This window comes from Nonomuraea sp. NPDC050643 (assembly GCF_040654715.1).
In the GTDB taxonomy this organism is placed as follows: Bacteria; Actinomycetota; Actinomycetes; order Streptosporangiales; family Streptosporangiaceae; genus Nonomuraea.
Genome location: NZ_JBFAIM010000007.1, coordinates 18,732 through 37,598 on the forward strand (window position 1 = coordinate 18,732; position 18,867 = coordinate 37,598).

The window sequence follows — 18,867 nt, forward strand, 5'->3', positions numbered from 1 at the left end:
GCCGAAGGTGCGCCCCGACAGCCGTTCGCTTAGAACCAGGTCAAAGCCACAGCCACAGGGCGACGACCGCGGCGACGACGATGACGATCGACGTGCCGATGAGAAGCTTCAGCCTCCTCGGGCGGTCCTCATCCTCGGGGGCGGTCATCCGGTCGAGGCCGGCCTTGATGCCGCCGGCGACGGACGTTCCGGTCAGGCCGAATTCGCGTACGGCGCCGCCTGCCAGGGCGTACAGCAGGGTCGAGGCCGTTCCGGGCGCGCTCTCCGCCACGATCGCGAGCAGGAAGGTCTGGGGAGGGCGGTCCAGGTCCGCGAGGACCTCTTCGATGTCCGCCGAGGTGAGCCGTCGGCGATGGCTCACCCGGAGCACGTTCTGGTAGTAGAGGACGCTCTCCTCGGCGGCGCAGCCGGAGCTGATCGCCTCGATGAGGTACCGGTGCCGCATCAGCGCGTATTTGACGGCCTCCATGGCCCGTGGATCAGTGGGCAGGGCACGGCGGTCGGCCTCGGATATGACGATGTCCAGCACCTTGCGGTTGTGGGACTGGACGGCGACGTGGAACAGCTCGTCCTCCGTCATGCCGTCGAGGATCGTGAGCAACCGCTCGGGCCCCTGCAGGCTCGCGATGAGCAACCTTCCCGAGGGAGAGCTTCGCGGGAGGAGCCCGCTCGTCGCGGCGATCAGTGCAGGTGGGAGGGCCCGGCGCCGGCCACCCAGATCGACCAGCATCTCCTCGACGTCGGCCGCGTGCATCGGCGACGTGTACAGCAGCCGTAGCAGGGTCTCGAAGAAGGTCCGCACGACGACCGAATCGGCCAGCCTTTGGGGCGGGCGGATGGGGTTCGCCCTGATGAGCCCGCGGTAGGTCTTGCGATCCTTGTCCGGCACCCGTTTGCGGGCAAGCTGCGTGGTGAGGACACCGAGCCGGTCCTCCTCGCCGTTGGCGATGCTCTCACGGCACTGGTGCAGCAACTGCTCCACCGAGGGGCCCGGGAGCTGCGCGGAGGCACTGAGCAGCCTGGACGCCGCGGCGCGGTGGGACGCGTCGTCGAAGTCCCGCGGTTGCGCCAAGGTGGTGAGCCACCTCATCAGCTCCTGCAGGTCGGTGCCCTGATAGCGCTCCAGCTCCTTCTCGTAGGCCAGGGCCTGGGGCGGGTACGCCGCCGGAGGGCCGTCGTCCTCCCAGGGCAGCTCCCACGCCCCGTGAGTGGGCGGCACCTCGGCGAAGGAGAGGCGGATCCGGTGCCGGGAGGCGCTGTTGGTCCAGGTGGAGGCCGCCAGCGTGGGGCGGAACCCGTACGGGAGCAGCGCCGCCACGGCGTCCAGGAAGTCCAGCCGCCGATCCAGCGGCAGATGGCCGGCCCGCACCACGCAGACCGGCCGCCCGGTGAGCAGCAGCGCCGCCGCGCGCCGTGCCGTGCCGTTCACCGCGCCGGCGAGATGACGCTCGTCGTACGCCGAGGGGGAGAGCAGGAAGGGCGCGTCGCCGCCGGAAAAGTCCGCCTTCGTCAGCGCCTCGTACAGGGCGCGGTACGACAGCCTGGTCGACTCGGAGGCGATGTCGGCCCAGCGTACGCAGGCGTAGTACGTCATCGCGTACGGGCGTTGGAAGCCGTCCTGGGACTCCGGCTCGGTCTGCAGGGACAGCCCCAGCCAGGGCTCCTTGTCAGGACCGACGGCGAAATAGCTGGTCGCCACCCGGGGGAGGGCCTTGGGCTCCATGGTCCCGGAGGTGAACGCCTTCAGCCACATGCCGAACTCCGCGCTCGTGATCGCGCCCGAGCTGCAGCCGATCACGCCGTAGTCGTCCAGGCTCTCCGGCGTCTTGCCGAGGATCGCCCAGTGGGCGGTCAGCCATCCCATCGCCCGCTCCTCATCGCGCCGGGCCGGATCATGCGGCCGAGCCAGACCACGGGCTCCATGACGTTCATGGGACGGACGGCTCCCCGGATCGTCAGCCCGCCGTTCGCGTTGTCGATGACGTTCAGGAAGTCGTCCGGATCGAAACGGCCGAGATCCTCATCGATGAACAGGCCCACCGAAGAGGTCACGAAGTATTTGATGCGGTCGTGATGGAAGAACGCCTCGATCAGGTCGAGGATCATCTCCGCGTTGTGGTCGTGCGCCTCCCGGCACAGCAGCCGGAAGAAATCGGGGACCCGGTCTTCGGGCACCCGGGGAATGCGCAGCTCATCGCCGGGATCTCGCTCCGAGAACCCCTCTTCCATCGCGATTCTCAAAACCTTCGGATCGTCGTACTTGGTGATACAGACCGCGATGTAGTGAGGCAGTTTGCCGTCTTCGAACTCGTCACCGACGAGCATTCGCCCGGCGACCTCGTGCAGTGCGGCGTCCAGATGTTTGAAGGCGTCGCCGACCCGGGCCTCACGGTCGGGGTCGAACATGTAGATCAGCCCGCGGCTCTTGACCAGGCTGTCGACCAGGGCCTTCTTGTCGATATTGGACTCGGACTCGGCGTACAGGTCTCCGCGCAGGTCCAGGAATTCGAGCTTGAACTTCGGCGCCTTCGCCACGCGCGTCGCCCACGGCCACCACCATCGCCTGCGCTGGGCCGCCGGGCCGATGATCAACCAGCTGTAGTGGGTGAGCGCCTCGGTCGGGGCCGGGAACGTACGCGCCTGCAGCAGCGTGTCGCGCAGCTTCGCCAGCTCGGTACGGGACACCGGGTTCTCCCCGATGAGCCGCCAGCCCGCGTCGCGGGCCTTGTTCAGCGCGATGCTCAGCGCCGCCAGGAACGCGGTCTTGCCACTTCCCGAAGCCCCCCACATCGCGATGTCGGGCTCGCGATCGCGCTCGGGACCGCCGGGGGCGGAGTCAATGTCGACCACCGATGTCCTCATTCTGGGAGACGAAGGGAAGAGAAAGCGCGGCGGACGATGCCACCAGGCCGAGCCGGACCACGAGTTCCTCCGCGTTCACCGCGTCGACCTGGAACAGCGCGGCCGAGCCGAGCCGATGCCAGGGGGAGGAGGGGGAGACGGGCGGACTGTCGCAGATGGCCGCGCTCCTGAGGTCGTGGCGCTGTTCCAGGTCGCGCAGCAGCGCCAGCCAGTCGTGCCGCGCGGGGCAGGGCGGTACGCGGTCGAGGCCGCCCCGCGGGGGATGCGGCGGCCGCGCGCCGATGGTGAGCAGCGCCGTCCGCGTGCCGCCCGGCTGCGGGAGCAGCATGTCGCGCACCTCCGCGAGCAGGTCCTCTAGCTGCGCGGCCTTCGGGTACGTCGGCGCGGTGGGCCGCAGGGACTCCAGCGCGGCCCGCGCCTGCGCCGTGGAACCGGACCAGACGGCCACCGTCGGGCGAGTCCGGTCCGCGTGCCTGGTGCCGAACACGTGGGTGCCGTATCCCACGACGGACACCTGGAGCTCGGGCTCCGTCAGAAGGTCGATGACGTAACCGGCCCAGTGGCAGCGATCCTCGAACTCCTTCGGCGTTCCCGCCGTCTCAATGGCGCACACCAGGTGCGTGGGCCGGGGCGCGGGCGGCAGCAGTGCCGGCAGCGTGGCCACCACGTCCGTCCATGGACGGGTGTCCGGCTGAAGACCGTGGATCTCGGGGAAGCGGACGACGCCGGGCCGCTCCAGCACCGCGCGCAGCCGATGTGGGCCGGGCGGGAGCGGCGCGTGGTCGACCGACACCAGGTCCGAAGGCTGGAGCAGACCTTGCCAGGCGGAGACCGCGAGCAGCACGCCGCCCGCGTCGGTGCAGGTGATGGTCACCTGGGCGTCGTCCCCGGGCTTCGCCCCCGGGCCGAAGAGCCGCCGTCCCACCAGTTCGAGCCGGCCGTCGTCGGCGCGTTCCCGGGCCACGATCAGGTCGTACGCGTGCCGCAGCGGTGCGCCGGCGATCAACTCCGGGAGCAGCTCCCCGAGCTTGACCCCGGGCGCCTCGACGACCTGCGTCGATGGGCGCCACTGTCGCAGCGCGCGCAGCGCCGCCTCCTGCTCGTGCCCGTCGGCGGACCGCACCACCATCACCGGGTCGTCCTCGTCGGCGGAGATCAGATCTCCGGCGATCCGGAGCACCGCGTCGAAGACCTCATCGCCGGAGGCGGTCAAGGTGGACCACTTCGCGGCGGCTCTGCGCAGGTGGTACGGCGTGCCGACCTCGTCGGCGCGAACTTCGTAGATCCGTATTCCGGCGGCGTCGATCTCCACGACGGCCAGCCGTTCCCTGAACGAGACGATCAGATCGGCGAGATCGCCACGGAAATGGTGCAAAGATTCCCCGCCCGTTTCATGCCTTTATTCGTATGATTGGCTCTTTGTCCGCTTTGTGGCGATGTGTAAGCCATCCGTGGGCCGTTGGCGGTGACTTCCAGTAGTTGGCATCTATCCTCTTGTGATAAATCGAGATTGCCGGTTGTTTATGGTAGTCAGTGGATTACTCACGGGCTAGGGCGTAGGGCGTCCTGTCCCCTCCCCCCGGAGCCGCGCGTGGTCGGTAGATGGCTGATTGTCCTGTCGGGTGCCCGCCCGGATGTGCTGGAGCGGTGTAAGGGGGAGCGCGCCAGGTTCCACGGCCTGGGCGGCGCCATCCTGACCACGGCCTGTGTCGCCGCCATCTCCATGACGTTCGCGCTCGCCTCGGCGCTCAAGGTGTTCGTGGTGCTCGCCGTCCTGGTCGGCATCGTCTGGGGCGTGGCGATTCTGAGCCTGGACCGCTGGCTCGTCACCTCCCTGCCGGCACAGGGCGGACGGCGCTTCTGGCTCGCCCTGCCCCGGGTGCTCCTCGCGCTGCTGCTGGGCGCCGTCATCTCCACGCCGCTGGTCCTGCAGATCTTCAAGCCCGAGATCGATGCCGAGATCGTCGACATCCAGCAGGAGAGGGCCGACGCGTTCACCAGCGCGCAGCAGGGCGGCGAGACCGGCCGGCGCATAGCCGAACTGGAGAAGTCCGCGGCGGCTCTTCAGACCGTGATCGCCTCGCGCGGGGAGGTCACGCTCGATCCGGCGGCCGATCCGCGGGTCCGCGAACTGCGCAAGTCGCACGACCAGGCGGTGAAACAGCGGGACAGGTTCTACCAGGAATGGCAGTGCCAGCTGTACGTCGGACCGCCCAAGTGCGCAAAGAAGGGGCAAGGGCCGCTGGCGGACGCGGCGGAGAAGGCGTACAGGACCGCCGACGACCGGGTCAAGGACATCGACCAGCAACTGGCCCTGCGCAGGAAACAACTCGGCGACAACCAGGAGGCCGGAAAGGCGAGCCGGCTGGCCCAGGCGGAGAGCGACCTGCGCGGCGTACAGACCGAGCTGGACAAACTGACCAAGCAGCAGGGAGGGCTCAGGGACGGCTTCGCCGCCGAGATTCAGGGATCCGACGGCCTGATGCTGCGCCTGGAGGCGCTCGGCAGGGTGTCGCAGGACAACGCGACCCTCAACATGGCCCGGATCCTGCTGTTCCTGTTCATCCTGCTCATCGAGTGCCTGCCGGTCCTCGTCAAGCTGATGCAGCGGCCTGGCAACTACGACAAGATCCTGGTCGCGCTGGAGAAGCGGGAGGTCAACGACGCCATCGACGAGATCTACGAGGCGGACCGGCCGCGGCGCGCCTCGTGGCGGGACGGCACGACCCGGCCGTACGTCGCGGACGAACCCCGTACCGAAGTCCTCCACGAACCCGCCATCGCTCACCCCGAGGACAGGAGCTTCGAAGACGAGGCACTGCGCAACCTCCGGGACAGCCGCGCCTCCCGGACCGGCGACCGCCGGCGGAGTTCGTACGCCGGGCTGAACGATGATTGGTGAGCGTGTCGCCGGTCGGTTCGTCATCGAGGCGCGACTGGGCACCGGCGGCATGGGCCGGGTCTGGCGCGGCCGCGACGGCAAACTCGACCGCGTGGTGGCCCTCAAGCAGGTACGCGCGGACGTCGGCCGCCTGCCGGAGCTGAAGGCGCGGGCCGAACAGGAGGCGCGGGCGCTGGCCCGGATCGACCACCCGGGCATCGTCCGCGTCCATGACGTGCTCGACGCCCCTGACGGCCCATGGATCGTGATGGACTACGTGCCGGGCACCGTGCTCGGCGCGCTGATCGAGCAGAGCCCCCTGCCCGAGCACGAAGTGGTACGAATCGGCGCCCAGGCACTCGACGCGCTCGCGGCCGCGCACGCGGTAGGGGTGTTCCACCGAGACGTGAAGCCGGACAACATCCTGATCACCGCATCCGGCGAGGTCGTCCTGGTGGACTTCGGAATCGCCGCCATCGAGGGCCACGAGCGTCTGACCGCGCTCGGCCACGTGATCGGCACCCCGGACTTCATCGCTCCTGAGCGGTTAAGGGGCATCCCGGTGGACGGCGCGGCTGACCTGTGGTCGCTCGGCGCCACCCTCTACACGGCTCTGGAGGGACGCCCGCCCTTCCGCCGGAGCACTGCGGAAGCCACCAAGTTCGCGATCCTCGCCCTCCCCCCGGATCCCATGACCCGGGCGGACGGCCTCAAGCCGACGATCAACCGCCTGCTGGCCAAGAGCCCGGCCAACAGGATGACGGCCGCCGAACTGGCACGCCGCCTGCGACCGACCCCCAGGCGTGCCCCCGGGACGGTGCCGCGGCCTCCCCGGCAAGACCCCGCCACCCAGCCACCTCCATCTCCATCTCCATCTCCGTCTGCACCTCCGTCTGCACCTCCGTCTGCACCTCCGTCTGCACCTCCACCTCGCCGGATGAACGGCGGCCTCGCTGGACAGGGCGGCGGCCTTGCCGGAGAGAGCGGCGGCGGCCGAGTGCGCCGGATGATCGCCGGCGTCGACGCGGCGGAAAGAGGCTCGATGATCCTCGCCCTGCCCGCCGCAGAGGCGGCGACCCTCCTCGCCCAGCAGGGGCAACTGTTCACCACCGCTGCGGTGGAGGAGCTCTGCCGCGAGGCGACGAAGAGCGCGAAGATCCTGCAAATGCTGCTCCCACACCGCGTCGGCCGGCTCCTGGACCAGGTACGAGACCCGAATCTGGTGGCAGGCGTCGTCCTGGCGATGGACCCCCACCACCGCGGCCGCATGCTCGGCCACATGCACGACCGCCACGCCGCGGCGGCCCTCGAAGCCATGGCCGCCATCGACACCCGGCAGACCGGCATCGCCGTCGCCGCGATGCCGGAAGGCCTGGCAGGTCAGGCGTTGACCCGCCTTCCGCCCGCCACGATCGCCGGGTTGCTCAGGCATTGCCCGCCTTCCTGCCGCGACCGCCTGCTGCCCCTGCTGCCGTCCACGACCCGCGAGGACGTCGCACGAAGACTCGCCGCCAAGAGATAGCCGGCGGAATCCCAGGCCCTCATGCGGCGTCCAGCGCCTCGTTGATCTTGCGGGCCATGTCGGCCAGGATGGGGCCGGGCCGGGTGTGGGTGGCGGCCTCGATGGCGACAGTGATGGTGTTGCGGAAGTTGTCGGCCTCGGCGGGGTCCTGCCGCTTGAGGAGACTCATGGAGGCGGTCAGGGCGGGCAGGACCTGGTCGGCGAGTTCGGCGACGGTCTTGCCGTACTTGACGCCCTTGGGCGCCTTGGTGAGCACGTGCCCGACCGGGCCGGTGGCGGAGGTCAAGGCGATGGAGCCGTGCGTGGCGACCTTGTGCGCCGAGCCGGCGGCCGACATCAAGGAGACGGCGCCCCAGGCGGCGGTGCGGAGGGTGAGCTTGTCCTGGTCGGTGAGGGTGATCGACATGATGGTGTGCCCCTTCGGACTGTTACGAGATCCAACTGAACGGACAGGTGCTGAACCGTTCATGCGTTGAGCTTCGCCGACCACCCTGATACCGGGCCGTTGCCGCCCTGACGCGGCCACTGACACGACCCGGCCTGGCCACCGCAAGGGCTGCCCACCCGCTTCGACGCCCTGCCCTAGCAGGCCGAACAGCCCCCGCGCCGCGTCGCGCAGGCTGTCACGGCCTTCGCGGCGACCCCGACCCGCGATCGTGACGAGGCCATGAAGCGGACCCGGGTCGACGCTTTCCTGTGTATGGAAACTCGCCCCGGATTCACGCCGACGGGCTCAACTCCCGGTGACGATCGCGCTCTTGCCGCACCGGCGCCATCCGCTCGTGGAACCCGCCGTCCGGGGATCGGGTGATGATCCCGGTCTCCATGCCGTGCTCGGCCACGTCGCGGTCCGAATGCTGGAGCGCGAGGCAGATCCACCGGGTGACGACGAAGGCGACGACGGGCCCGATGACCACGGCGTACCGGAAGAAGATCGTCACGGCGTTCACGGTGAGCTGGAACTGGTGGGCGAACTGGTCGTTGGCCGCGGCCGCCCACAGCAGGCCGTAGAACGTGATGCCGGCGGCGGCGATGGCCGTCTTCACGGGCGTGTCGCGCGGCCGGTCGAGCAGATCCCGCGCGGGCGTCCCGCGGGCGACGCGGGACGTGCTTCCAGGCCTGCCCAGCGCGTCGCGGCGCCTGCTTTCAGGCTTGCTCAGCGCGTCACGGCGTGTGCTTGCTGGCCTGCCCAGCGCGTCACGACGCGCGCTTCCAGGCCTGCCCAGCGCGTCGCGGCGGCCGCGTCGCGCCAGGAGGAAGCGCTCGGCCAGCGGGTACGCGGCCAGCGCGGTGAAGAAGACCCCGGGCACCACCACGGTGGGAACGAGGACCGCGAGGCTGAGCGTGTAGTTCCCGAGGGTGAGCTCCCATCCGGGCATGATCCGGAGGGCGCCGTCGAGGAACCCCATATACCAGTCGGGCACCGAGCCCGCCGAGATCTGCGTCGGCCTGGCGGGGCCGTACAGCCAGATCGGGGCGATCTGGAATCCGAACCCGAGGATGATCAGCATGCCGATCGTCGCGACCGCCATCAGCGGGCGAGCGCTTCGCCGCGCCGGCAGCGAGGCGACGAACCGCGAGTGGCCGTGCCGCCGCACCAGGAGCTCACGGGCGATCAGCAACACGCCCATGACGGCCGCGAGCAGCAGGTGCCCGCCGTACATGACCGGAATGACCGTGTCACCGGGAAAACCCGAGCCGAACAGCAACGACATCACCCACGTGCCCACCACCGGGATGGACTGCACGACCGACATGATCAGCCACAGGCTCCCGCCCGACAGCATGTCGTCGGGCAGGGCGTTGCCGGTCTCGCCCGCGAACATACCCAGTGCCAGCAGCGCCACCCAGATCAGCCACTGCCGGACACGCGGGCGACGGAACACGCCGGTGAGGAACATGCGCAGCAACTGCAACACGACGGCCGCCACGAAGACGAGCGCCGCCCAGTGGTGCATCTGCCGGATGAGCAGCCCACCGCGCACCTCCAGGCTCAGGTGCATGGTCGAGTCGAACGCCTGGCTGACGAGAAGCCCGCGCAGCGGACCGTAGGAACCGTCATAGGTCACCTGGGACATACCGGGGTCGTAGAACAGCATGAGCATCGCCCCGGTCACCAGCAGAACAACGAACGACCAGACAGCGATTTCCGCGAACATGAACGACCAGTGGGAGAACTGGAACGAGCGACGTACAGCCGGCAACGAACGCATCTGGAGCCCCCTAACCTTGCCTACACACAAGACGCGATCGGGCCGGCAGATGTGACGCCGACAAGGGCCTTTCGACCGTGAATCACGTCACTACGAAGGCCGGGACAAGGGTCAGCCGCGCGTGACGGGTACCGGCCACCGCCTGACGAACGCATCGATCAGCCCGGACGCGGCATCGTGCCAGCTCTCGCGGGGGTGCGGAGGTGCCTTCGTCGCGTGGGGTCGGTGCCCAACCTGCGCGAGGAATCGGGCGTACCAGGCGGGGGAGCCGAGCCACGCGAGGCGCTTGGCGACCGGACGCACCACGCAGGAGACCCCGGTCGCGTACATCATTCGACCTGCGGCACCCGCTTTAGGAGTCAGGCGAACAGGACCTGATTAACCGCTGGTCAGAGCATCGGTGCGGCGTTGAGAGGCTCTGGTTCGGCACGTATTTGGCATGATCCGTGCTGAGGAGCCAACCGTCAGGCCGGACACCATGCCCCTGTGCTGCTCTGCGTGGTGCAGTGGAGCAGGGGGAGAGAGACGGTGGCTCCCGGCTGCCGACTGGCTGCCGACCTCCGTGTTTCCTGAGGTCACCTGCGTGAGGAGGGGCCAAAGGAGTGGCGCAAGGGGTATCGTCGGCCCGTGGCAACTCATGACTTTCGACTCGATGACCATATGCGGCCTTCCACGTCGTGGCAGGAGGCTGTGCGGCATGGGGAAGTCTTCACCCATCGATGGGTCGTGGAAGCCATACTGGATCTTGTTGGGTACACTTCAGACAAGGATCTCGCGACTCTGCGGATCGTTGAGCCAGCTTGCGGGTCTGGGGCCTTTCTGGGGGCCATCGCAGAGCGGTTGAGCGCTTCGTGTCGCGCTCGTGGGCGTACGTTGCTCCAAGCGATCGACGCTATAGAGGCGTTCGACCTCTTGGAGCACAATGTCCAGGAGAGTAGAGAACTGCTGACGCAGCAGCTCGTAGAGGCGCGTTGGCCAGCACCAGATGTGGACAAGGTTGTCTGTTCCTGGATCAACCAGGGAGACTACCTTCTACGAGCACAGCACACTCCCGCTGACTTCGTAGTAGGCAATCCTCCATATATTCGGCTTGAGGATGTGCCCGACATACGAATGGCTAGGTATCGGGCGGCCTGTTCAACCATGGGCGGACGAGCGGACATCTACATCGGCTTCTATGAAAAGGGCCTTAGGAGCTTGAAGCCCGGAGGTCGGCTCGGGTTCATATGCGCGGATCGGTGGATGCGTAATCAGTACGGGCAGAAGCTCAGGCAGCTTGTGACGCGGTCCTACAGTATGGACGTGTCACTCATCATGCATGACGTAGACGCCTTCCACGAGCAAGTGTCCGCCTACCCTGCTATCACGGTTATCAGGAACGGGCGCCAAGGGCCGGCCATCGCAGCAGACACCACACAAGGGTTTGGTGCTTCCGAAGCTCAGGAGTTCGTAGCCTGGTCCAGGTCCCGACAGACTCGTGTTAGGAGGCCGACCTATCACGCCGCTCGCCTTCCTCATTGGTTCCCAGGCGAGAGCTCCTGGCCCGCTGCGTCCCCCGCACGCCTGGCGATGTTGGAAGATCTCTCTGATCGCTTCCGCCTGCTAGAGGACGAGACCACCGGTACGCGCGTCGGCATCGGTGTCGCGACAGGAGCTGACAAGATCTTCGTCACCTACGACGAAGATCTTGTTGAGACAGAACGGCTTCTGCCGCTCGCTATGGTCAGGGATACAACCAACGGTGTGCTCGACTGGGGAGGAGCTTACCTGGTCAACCCATGGGGCCCCCAGGGCGAACTGGTGGATCTAGCTCGTTATCCGAAGCTGGCGAGATATCTCACGCACCATGCTCATGGGCTGAAGAAGCGTTATGTCGCCGTCAAACAGCCGGACCGCTGGTATAAGACGATTGACAAGGTAGACAACACGCTCACGGGGCGGGCCAAGCTACTTTTGCCGGATATGAAGCTGACCATCCATCCTGTCCTAGATCCTGGCGGGATGTATCCTCACCACAACTTGTACTACATAGTCTCAAGCGCCTGGGATCTCCGTGTCCTTGGCGGCCTGCTGCTGTCCAAGGTCGCACAGGCATTCGTAGAGGCCTATGCGGTGAAGATGCGCGGGGGAACCTTGCGCTTCCAGGCACAGTATTTGCGGAAGATCCGTGTACCGGATCCGGCTGAGCTACACGCGGAGATATCTGCAGCCCTTGCTGATGCATTCGATCGGCGTGATGTTGAGGCTGCCACGAAAGCTGCAATACTCGCCTACGGGCTAACAGAACTCCCGGATTAGGAGAAGATGTCATGGCGGTTACGCGGCAAGACTTTGAGGATGCTGTCGCTGCTTACTGGGGTGCAAAGCAGACACAGAGGGACTTGTCTGCGATCAAGGATGCCGTAGGGGCGGGCACTGCTGGGTCGGTACGTGGAGGGAAGCACTTCGACAACATCGCTGCGTTGCTCGCCAAATTCTTTCTCGAAGCTGGATACTCGCCGCAAGACATCAGGATCAGCAAGAGTCAGGGCTTAGAGTTGCCTGGCTATTATCGCCCAACTAAGCAATGGGACGTAGTTGTCGCTCATGCCAACACGCTCGTGGCGGCGTTTGAGCTTAAAGCACTCGGCGGCCCTTCCTTCGGCAACAACTACAATAATCGAATCGAAGAAGCTCTTGGCAGCGCCGTGGATCTGAGGCGCGCCGCCCTAGCCGATGTCTTCCCCGGCGAAAAACCGTGGCTTGGATATTTTTTTATTATGGAGGACGCGCCGGGCTCGCGATCCCCAGTCCGAATCAGTGAGGGCGCCTTCTCGGTGGAGGAGATCTGGCATGGGGCGTCTTATCAGGATCGGTTCTCAACCTTCTGTCAGAGGCTAATGGCGGAAGGCTTATACGATGCAGTTTGTTATATTACATCGTCGGCAACCGATCCCAAACCAAACGAACCCATGAGATCGCTAGATTGGCAGCATTTTGCGGCTGCAATAAACGCGCGGATCACCTACTTGGGAGAGTTGGGGCTGCCTCATAGTGGTGGAACCCTGCCTTTCGATCTATGACCAGATCGACTTCTTTAGTCGATCTTTTGGCGCAATGCTCGCCACGTGGCGAGTTCTCTATTTTCGGCAATCGCAAAGATGAGACGTCCTCCAGTGGCGATATCTAGAGGATCGACGGCGTTCTCTGCGAGGCTGGATGCGTATGCTTGCCGAATCCGCGTCAACGCGTCGCCATCGGGTGCTTGCCGAAAAACGCCGACGAAGAGTGAGCGCCCATCGGCACCCAGCGGCGTCCATTCGCCACGTATAGAGATATCTGCGAGGCGACGATCGCCGGGAGGCGGGTTGGGGGCGCTCCAATAGAGCGGATCGTCGTAGTATTGGATCGGAGTGGGCTCGGTAAGTTCGTTGACTATCCTGTCCCATTCGCGCTGCAAATCGAGCGTCTCCATGGCGGGAATGGGCTGAGTTGTGTGTTCCCGTCGAACCTCCTCATAATACGGATACTGGTCCAGTGATTCTTGTGGTATGAGTTCAACATCCTTCGCCGGATCGGTATGATATAGATTCACGAAGGTTTTGTCCTCGCGAATAGCGGCCCAGCTTAGTGCGAGCGAGAACCCGTTGTACTGGTTGCGGGATGCCCATTCATGTAGCTTCTTGAGATATTTTTGTATCTCTTTGGTGGTCTGTCCTGAACCGCTCTTTCTCCCCTTAGCTTCGCCGATCATTTCGCGATAGTTCGGCAAGTTTATCAGTAGGTCCGGCCTAGAGTTGCCGCCTTTTGGTCCCCGGGGAGTGATGGCAGGTATAAGGTCGAAGTGCTTGATTTGTAGTGGCTTGATTTTATCCTGAATGATCAGGCTCTCTAGGCTGGCGGTCAGCAGCCCTAGTCCTGCCGCTGTAATGATGAACGTCTTGATATGTAGCGATGAACAGTCGAACGCCCGTGTTCTGTGTAGCGCGTACCGGCCATTCTGTCGCGTATTGTCGAGTGCCGTGGCGAGTAGCGCGGCTTCAAGTCTCAAGGATTCAAAGGACCCGTGACGGCTTCCGGCGATAGATGCGAGGCCGTTGACTAGTACGACACGGGCCAGACTGACGGCCAAGTCTATGGTTCCGATAGGGGGGCCGACAATGTCTGGGCCGTTTATCGAGGGTGTCCATTCATGCCTGGCAAACTTGACTATTCCCACGGTGTGAGATGCTACCGCGTAACCATGCGCCGTGACATCCCTGATTTAGGGTGACTTCCGCGTGCTCTGGAGCGCTGCGAGCTGCAGCTGGCAGCTTGACCGCTGGAGCCTCAGGTAGTTGTTAGCTCAAGGCGGCATTCGTGTCGATTGTTCTACTTCTCGTACACGAGGATTGTCCTGTCTGCGGGGAGGATTCGCGTGGTTCGACGGGGTTGGGTCAGGACGAACACCGGTACTCCTTCGGCAATGTCCAACTCCTTCCGCTCGTCAGGAGATGGCATGCGGGCGGTCACCTCTGCGGCGCCCTCTATGATGACCCGCTCAACGGGTAGCTGCGGGCGGACGTAGGAGCCTTCACGCTTCACGGTGACGATCAGTCCCTCGCTGCGTAGCACCCCGAGGGCCTGCCGCACAGCAACCCGGCCGAGTTCGTACTGCTGCATCAGCCGAGTCTCTGAGGGCAGTGCCTGACCAGGCTCCAGCCGGCCCGCTGCGATGTCCGCGCGGATGATGTCGGCGAGCTGGCGGTGCACCGGTCGATCGGAACCGAAGTCGATCACAGCAGATCATCATTACAACCTCACTTCCTCATGTGCTCTGGTAGGCATATGCTCATAAGCGTTTACGTGCGGAGACGTTGCCACATCGCAAGGCGGGAGGTCAGGTCAATGGCTGAACCGACGGGCCCTGAGGAGGAAGAAGAGTGGCCATGTCCGGGATTCACTGCTCACCCCTCCGAACAAGCCGGATCGCCACGAGTCACTCTCGACTGGCGGGATGAGGTCCGTAGGACCCACCACAGCCCGGACCGTCATCGAGTCATCGACTTCACCTGCGCCTGCGCCGATACCTCCTACGAGTTCCTCTCCGCTGGTGGCAGGTACCAGTTCAGACGCGTACGCCGGAGCAACCCCAAAGTCGTCGCTTACGCCGGCCCCTGGCAGCGGGCCAAAGCTGATGAGCTGTGGCGCCTGCTGCTCAAGGGAGAGGCTCGCTGATGGTGTCGCTTCACGAGCACGCCATGCAGTTCCGCAGATGGCCGGGACGGTCGCGCCGCGTGCGCCAAGCCTCGACTATCGGCGGAACGAGCGCCAGACATCGCCGTTCGTCGTGTGAGCGCTCGTTACCGCTCATGAGCGCTCGTAGCCTTGAGTCCGTTGTTGCTCGGCAAGGGAGCCTCATGACTCACGGCAAAGCTCAGCCCGCCTACGCCACGCTCGCAAAAGACCTCCGCCAGCGGATCGCCGCCGGCGAGTATCCACCCGGCGGGATGATCCCGTCCGAGACGGCACTCATGCAGTCGTACGGCGTCGCTCGCGGCACCGTACGTCAGGCACTCGCGGAGCTGGAACGCGAGGGCCTGGTCGTCAGCCAGATGGGCCGCGGTCGCCGAGTGCAGGGGCAGGCCGCAGAGGACGCGAAGCCCGCTACCCGCTACGAGGACGTGGCCAACCAGCTCCGCGCCGCCATCAGGGCCGGCGAGTTCCCTAGCGATGCCCGTCTGCCTGGTGAACCTGTCCTCGCCGAAAGGTTCGGTACGGCGCGCATCACGGTACGCAAGGCCCTGGAAGTGCTTCAGCAGGAGGGCCTGATCGTCGTCATCCCCAGCAAGGGCCGTTTCGTGGCCACGAGTTCGCCACCGAGCAACACGAACAGAGAGGGCTGATCCATGACCAAGACCCCCACCGCGCAAGGCTTCTGCCAGCAGGACGCACACAGAGCGCTCGTCGCGGCCTGCGACCACGCCGACCTGGACAGCCGCGCGGCAGTGCCGATACGGCTCGGCGAGAACGCGCTGTACCGCCTCGTATCGGCTCCCGTCGTGGTGAGGATCGCTCGGAGCGAGGACCGGCTGTCCGATGTGCAGAAGGAGGTGGGGGTCGCCAGGTGGCTCCAGGAAGCCGACTTCCCCAGCGTGCGCCTGGCCCCGGACTGTCCCCAGGCAACCGTTCACGACGGTCGGGTGGTGACGTTCTGGCTGTACGCGGACAGCAGCGGACCGGCCCCGGGGTTCGCCGACCTGGCGGCCATGCTCAGACGGTTGCACGACGTTCCGAAGCCGACGGAGCTGCTGCTGCCGCTGTTCGACCCGCTGGCCCGCGTGGAAGATCGCCTGGACAGTGCCGCCACCGTCGCGGATGAGGACATCGCGTTCCTGCGCCAGCGGGTCAAGGATCTCTACGCCGAGTACAGCACCCTCGACTTCGCCCTGCCCGCCGGCCACATTCACGGAGACGGCCACAAGAGCAACCTCCTGCGCCGCGCGAACGGGCAAGTGATCCTGCTCGACTTCGAGGCGTTCGCCTGGGGGCCGCGAGAGTGGGATCTCTGCACAGGCGTCGGCATCCCGTTCCGGGGCTTCCGGTGGATGGCGCCGGAGGAGTACGCACAGGCTGTGGACGTGTACGGCTTCGACATCACGGAGTGGCCAGGCTTCCATACCATCCGCAGAATCCGTGAGGTCACGATGACCACCTGGCTCATGCAGAACGTAGACCACGATCCCGAGATCCGTGCCGAGTTCGAGCGGCGTGTTGCGTCGCTGCGGCACGATGTCCTGCCGCGCGTCTGGAGGCCGTTCTGAGTCGCTACCTTGCCGCGCCGGCCTCTGAGCGGGCTCGGGCGAGCCGTGTCTCAGTGAATGTCTGAAACTCGCGCACTCTTGGATCGTTCCCAAAGCGCGCGAGCTGCTTGACGAAGTCCCGTACATAGCGCCGCGTCCTGGCCGATCGCAGGTCGGCCACCGTGGTCACCACCTCGCGCGCCACGGCGAGCCCATGCTCCAACTCGCCGCCGGCCACGTGGCTCGTGGCCAGGATGGTCCGTACGAAGGACAGGCTGCGGACGTACAGGCTTTCAGAGAGTTCCACGCTCTCCAGCACCCGGTTGGCGGCCCGATGGTGGTGGCCGAGGTCGCGGTAGCAGTGAGCGAACTCTGCCGCCAGCTCGGCTTCATCGAAGTACCGCAGCCATACCGGATCATCCTCCGGTGCCCGCCTCTCAAACCAGCGCTCAGCCTCGCCGAGCGCCCGGCTACACGCGGCCTCATCACCCTGAGAGGCCAAGGCTCGGGCCTCCATGGCGCTGAACAGGGCCATGGCCGTGGGCGTGGCGGCGCCCATGGCGCCCATCGTGGCGGCTCGTGCGAGGTTGACCGCCATGCCGTAGTGGCCGAGGTAGTTGGCCTGGTGGCTCATGCCGGCCAGGATGCGGCCGCCGAGCATCCGGTTGTCGGCCTCGCGTGCCAAGTGCAGGGCCTTTGTCATGTACTGCTGAGCGAGGCCGTGCAGGCCGGTGTCATACGCCATCCAGGCCGCCAGCCGCAGCATGGCTGCCGTCTCGGAGAGGAACTGCTTGCCGAGCGCCGTGTCCGGCCGGACATGCTTGAGAAGCGGCTCCACCTCCATCGCGATGTACTGAACAACGGTTGACCGGGCGTGGCCGCCGCCGAACCGGTAGTCGAGCTTCGCGAACATTCCCGTCGTCTCGCGCACCGCCTCGATGTGAGAGGCGGTGACGAGCCGTCCCTCTGTCAGCAGCTTCGGGATCGGTACGGGGTTAACCAGCCATGTGACCATGGAGTCGTTCCATGAGTCCGTCGAAACGTCGCTTTCGACCACTTGGGGATTTGCCGAGAGGTCGCCCGACACGAGAGCCGTCACGCCGCCGGCCAGGCAGTCGGCCTGCTGTTGCTTGCGCGAGTTGGGCGCGAACGGCGTCGCCTCGGCGTACAACATGCCGATGTCGCGGACGCTCACTCGCTCGCCCAGCTTCCGGCTGAGTGCCTCGGCGATGAAGTGTGGCGTCAATCCGCGGGGGTGCATTCCGTCGAGCCAGCGTTTCACCGACACGTGATCGCAGCGAATGTCCGCGCCATGGCTCGTGCCCACGTCCTGCACCCGCCGCGCGAGTGCCTTGTTGGAGCACCCAGCACGCGTCATGACCGCTGCGAGCTGGTGATTCGGCTCTCGGAGCTTCATGGCACTCCCGGCACGCAACGGGTCGGCAACCCTGGGTGATCAAGACGTCGCCGTCAGTTTGCACCCCCTCTTGGCCGTCGTGCACCCCCAATCGCTCAATTGCACCGCCTTTTGAACGCTGCCGTACGCCCTGACCTGCGCGGTTTTCTTGAGCCATGAACACGGCGGGCTCCGGAAAGAGCTTGACGGGACCGCCAAGCCTGTTCTATACCTGTACAGGACAGGCTCTCGTAAGGGGGCCGGTCCACCAGGGGAGACAGGCTCGACCGCGACCAGAAGGGATCACCGCTCCATGCCTGTTCTCCGACCCCGACGCTTCCTGCCCACGGTGCTGATGATCCTCGCGGCCTTCTTCGTGATCACTCAGCCGCACAAGGCCGCGGCGGCGGTCAACACCGCCGTCGACGCCGTACAGACGATCACCGAAGCCCTGACCACGTTCAGCAACGGTCTCGGCTGACCCACCGAACAGAACAAGCCGGGGCGCGGCCATGTCGCCAAACCTGATCCGCGCCCCGGCACCCCTTAGAAGAGGTGTCTTCATCATGACCCACGGGTCCAGCAACACACAGTCCGCTACCGACCTCAACCTGACCGTGCACATCGCCTTCACGCAGTGGACCTGCCTCGTCTGCGGCGGTGCCGAGGAGATCGCAACCGACGAGGAGGCGCCCACCCCGCCCATCTGCCCGAGCTGCCACCAACTCGCCGTCGCCGAGTCCCTCGCCATCCTGCTGGCGGTGCGCCGATGAACGAGCTGGCCGGCGCCGTCCTGGGCGACCACGAGCTGTCCAACCTCCGCGACGACGTACTCAACGCCAACCCGGCCTGCGAGAGCGGCGACGCCGAACTCTTCACCGGCCCCGACCTGTTCGAGCCCGAGCCGGACGACGAGAAGGAGGTCCGCGAAGCGAAGGCCAAGGCCATCTGCGGCGGATGCCCGGCCCGCGCCGCGTGCCTGGTGTACGCCCTGGCTGTTCTGCCCGAGGCCGGCGTCTGGGCGGGCCTCACTGCTGACGAACTCCGCGTCCTGGGGGAGGTGGCCGCCTGATGGCCTGCTTCCAGTGCGCCGACTGCGGCAAGCGTTCACGCAGCGCGTTCCGGTGCCGTGGCTGCGGCGTCCGCCGCCAGGTCGAAGTCTGCAGGGCTCACGGCACCCGATGCCTGCCCGGCTGCCGTATGTGCCGCATCCTCGTCCGCTCACAGTCCGG

17 protein-coding genes are annotated in these 18,867 nt (G+C 66.0%); 9 read left to right on the top strand and 8 right to left on the bottom strand.

Translation table 11 applies throughout. The features are described from left to right. Positions 1-40: 40 nt before the first annotated feature. The 3 genes from AB0I15_RS10845 to AB0I15_RS10855 are packed head-to-tail and all read right to left on the bottom strand — an operon-like array spanning position 41 to position 4,237. Positions 41-1,864: a hypothetical protein gene (locus AB0I15_RS10845; RefSeq protein ID WP_358092903.1), complete on the bottom strand. Its 1,824-nt coding sequence runs from the start codon at positions 1,862-1,864 to the stop codon at positions 41-43. Continuing rightward, positions 1,852-2,850 (bottom strand): hypothetical protein, encoded by a 999-nt coding sequence (locus tag AB0I15_RS10850; RefSeq protein WP_358092906.1) that lies wholly within the window; start codon positions 2,848-2,850, stop codon positions 1,852-1,854. The genes AB0I15_RS10845 and AB0I15_RS10850 overlap by 13 nt, the downstream gene beginning before the upstream one ends. Continuing rightward, complete coding sequence (locus AB0I15_RS10855; RefSeq protein WP_358092908.1) at positions 2,837-4,237, bottom strand: hypothetical protein; 1,401 nt, start codon at positions 4,235-4,237, stop codon at positions 2,837-2,839. The genes AB0I15_RS10850 and AB0I15_RS10855 overlap by 14 nt, the downstream gene beginning before the upstream one ends. Positions 4,238-4,453: 216 nt before the next feature. On the opposite strand from AB0I15_RS10855, the gene AB0I15_RS10860 reads away from it, so the two are divergent. Together AB0I15_RS10860 and AB0I15_RS10865 are read left to right on the top strand one after the other, a co-directional pair. After that, a complete protein-coding gene (locus tag AB0I15_RS10860) occupies positions 4,454-5,764 on the top strand; it encodes a DUF4407 domain-containing protein (RefSeq protein WP_358092911.1) in 1,311 nt (436 codons plus the stop codon). Next, a complete protein-coding gene (locus AB0I15_RS10865) occupies positions 5,754-7,265 on the top strand; it encodes a serine/threonine-protein kinase (protein WP_358092914.1) in 1,512 nt (503 codons plus the stop codon). The genes AB0I15_RS10860 and AB0I15_RS10865 overlap by 11 nt, the downstream gene beginning before the upstream one ends. A 19-nt stretch (positions 7,266-7,284) precedes the next feature. Here AB0I15_RS10865 and AB0I15_RS10870 read toward each other — a convergent pair whose 3' ends face one another. Further along, positions 7,285-7,671 carry a hypothetical protein gene (locus AB0I15_RS10870; protein ID WP_358092917.1) on the bottom strand — a complete coding sequence of 129 codons (387 nt, stop codon included), beginning with the start codon at positions 7,669-7,671 and terminating at the stop codon, positions 7,285-7,287. Positions 7,672-7,984: 313 nt separating this feature from the next. Further along, positions 7,985-9,469 (bottom strand): cytochrome b N-terminal domain-containing protein, encoded by a 1,485-nt coding sequence (locus AB0I15_RS10875; protein WP_358092920.1) that lies wholly within the window; start codon positions 9,467-9,469, stop codon positions 7,985-7,987. Positions 9,470-10,138: 669 nt separating this feature from the next. Between AB0I15_RS10875 and AB0I15_RS10880 the strand changes: the two genes are divergently transcribed. Together AB0I15_RS10880 and AB0I15_RS10885 are read left to right on the top strand one after the other, a co-directional pair. Further along, entirely contained in the window at positions 10,139-11,776 is a 1,638-nt protein-coding gene (locus AB0I15_RS10880; RefSeq protein WP_358093645.1) for an Eco57I restriction-modification methylase domain-containing protein, read from the top strand. A gap of 11 nt (positions 11,777-11,787) precedes the next feature. Next, positions 11,788-12,540, top strand: coding sequence for a PaeR7I family type II restriction endonuclease (locus AB0I15_RS10885; RefSeq protein WP_358092923.1), 753 nt, complete (start codon positions 11,788-11,790; stop codon positions 12,538-12,540). A gap of 14 nt (positions 12,541-12,554) precedes the next feature. Here the strand turns inward: AB0I15_RS10885 and AB0I15_RS10890 are convergent, their stop codons facing one another. After that, positions 12,555-13,508: a hypothetical protein gene (locus AB0I15_RS10890; protein ID WP_358092926.1), complete on the bottom strand. Its 954-nt coding sequence runs from the start codon at positions 13,506-13,508 to the stop codon at positions 12,555-12,557. 320 nt (positions 13,509-13,828) lie between these two features. Beyond that, positions 13,829-14,236 carry a GntR family transcriptional regulator gene (locus AB0I15_RS10895; protein ID WP_358092929.1) on the bottom strand — a complete coding sequence of 136 codons (408 nt, stop codon included), beginning with the start codon at positions 14,234-14,236 and terminating at the stop codon, positions 13,829-13,831. A gap of 620 nt (positions 14,237-14,856) precedes the next feature. Between AB0I15_RS10895 and AB0I15_RS10900 the strand changes: the two genes are divergently transcribed. Together AB0I15_RS10900 and AB0I15_RS10905 are read left to right on the top strand one after the other, a co-directional pair. Next, positions 14,857-15,342 (top strand): GntR family transcriptional regulator, encoded by a 486-nt coding sequence (locus AB0I15_RS10900; RefSeq protein ID WP_358092932.1) that lies wholly within the window; start codon positions 14,857-14,859, stop codon positions 15,340-15,342. A gap of 3 nt (positions 15,343-15,345) precedes the next feature. Continuing rightward, a complete protein-coding gene (locus AB0I15_RS10905) occupies positions 15,346-16,260 on the top strand; it encodes an aminoglycoside phosphotransferase family protein (RefSeq protein ID WP_358092934.1) in 915 nt (304 codons plus the stop codon). Between the two features lie 4 nt (positions 16,261-16,264). On the opposite strand, the gene AB0I15_RS10910 is transcribed toward AB0I15_RS10905, so the two are convergent. Beyond that, a complete protein-coding gene (locus tag AB0I15_RS10910; RefSeq protein WP_358092937.1) occupies positions 16,265-17,656 on the bottom strand; it encodes a hypothetical protein in 1,392 nt (463 codons plus the stop codon). 292 nt (positions 17,657-17,948) lie between these two features. Here AB0I15_RS10910 and AB0I15_RS10915 point away from each other — a divergent pair, with 292 nt between their 5' ends. From AB0I15_RS10915 to AB0I15_RS10925, 3 genes are all read left to right on the top strand, one after another. Then, positions 17,949-18,116, top strand: a complete 168-nt coding sequence (locus AB0I15_RS10915) for a hypothetical protein (protein WP_358092940.1) — start codon at positions 17,949-17,951, stop codon at positions 18,114-18,116. A gap of 85 nt (positions 18,117-18,201) precedes the next feature. Continuing rightward, the gene (locus AB0I15_RS10920; RefSeq protein ID WP_358092943.1) at positions 18,202-18,408 is read left to right on the top strand and encodes a hypothetical protein; all 207 of its coding nucleotides are present in this window, start codon (positions 18,202-18,204) and stop codon (positions 18,406-18,408) included. Then, a complete protein-coding gene (locus AB0I15_RS10925) occupies positions 18,405-18,707 on the top strand; it encodes a WhiB family transcriptional regulator (protein ID WP_358092946.1) in 303 nt (100 codons plus the stop codon). Before AB0I15_RS10920 ends, AB0I15_RS10925 begins: the two co-directional genes overlap by 4 nt. Positions 18,708-18,867: the final 160 nt, after the last annotated feature.

Coding starts and splice junctions, on each gene's coding strand:
- AB0I15_RS10900 (WP_358092932.1), top strand. CDS start 14,857: ATGACTCACGGCAAAGCTCAGCCCGCCTACGCCACGCTCGCAAAAGAC.
- AB0I15_RS10870 (WP_358092917.1), bottom strand. CDS start 7,671: ATGTCGATCACCCTCACCGACCAGGACAAGCTCACCCTCCGCACCGCC.
- AB0I15_RS10845 (WP_358092903.1), bottom strand. CDS start 1,864: ATGGGATGGCTGACCGCCCACTGGGCGATCCTCGGCAAGACGCCGGAG.
- AB0I15_RS10925 (WP_358092946.1), top strand. CDS start 18,405: ATGAACGAGCTGGCCGGCGCCGTCCTGGGCGACCACGAGCTGTCCAAC.
- AB0I15_RS10865 (WP_358092914.1), top strand. CDS start 5,754: ATGATTGGTGAGCGTGTCGCCGGTCGGTTCGTCATCGAGGCGCGACTG.
- AB0I15_RS10885 (WP_358092923.1), top strand. CDS start 11,788: ATGGCGGTTACGCGGCAAGACTTTGAGGATGCTGTCGCTGCTTACTGG.
- AB0I15_RS10880 (WP_358093645.1), top strand. CDS start 10,139: ATGCGGCCTTCCACGTCGTGGCAGGAGGCTGTGCGGCATGGGGAAGTC.
- AB0I15_RS10905 (WP_358092934.1), top strand. CDS start 15,346: ATGACCAAGACCCCCACCGCGCAAGGCTTCTGCCAGCAGGACGCACAC.
- AB0I15_RS10915 (WP_358092940.1), top strand. CDS start 17,949: ATGCCTGTTCTCCGACCCCGACGCTTCCTGCCCACGGTGCTGATGATC.
- AB0I15_RS10910 (WP_358092937.1), bottom strand. CDS start 17,656: ATGAAGCTCCGAGAGCCGAATCACCAGCTCGCAGCGGTCATGACGCGT.
- AB0I15_RS10920 (WP_358092943.1), top strand. CDS start 18,202: ATGACCCACGGGTCCAGCAACACACAGTCCGCTACCGACCTCAACCTG.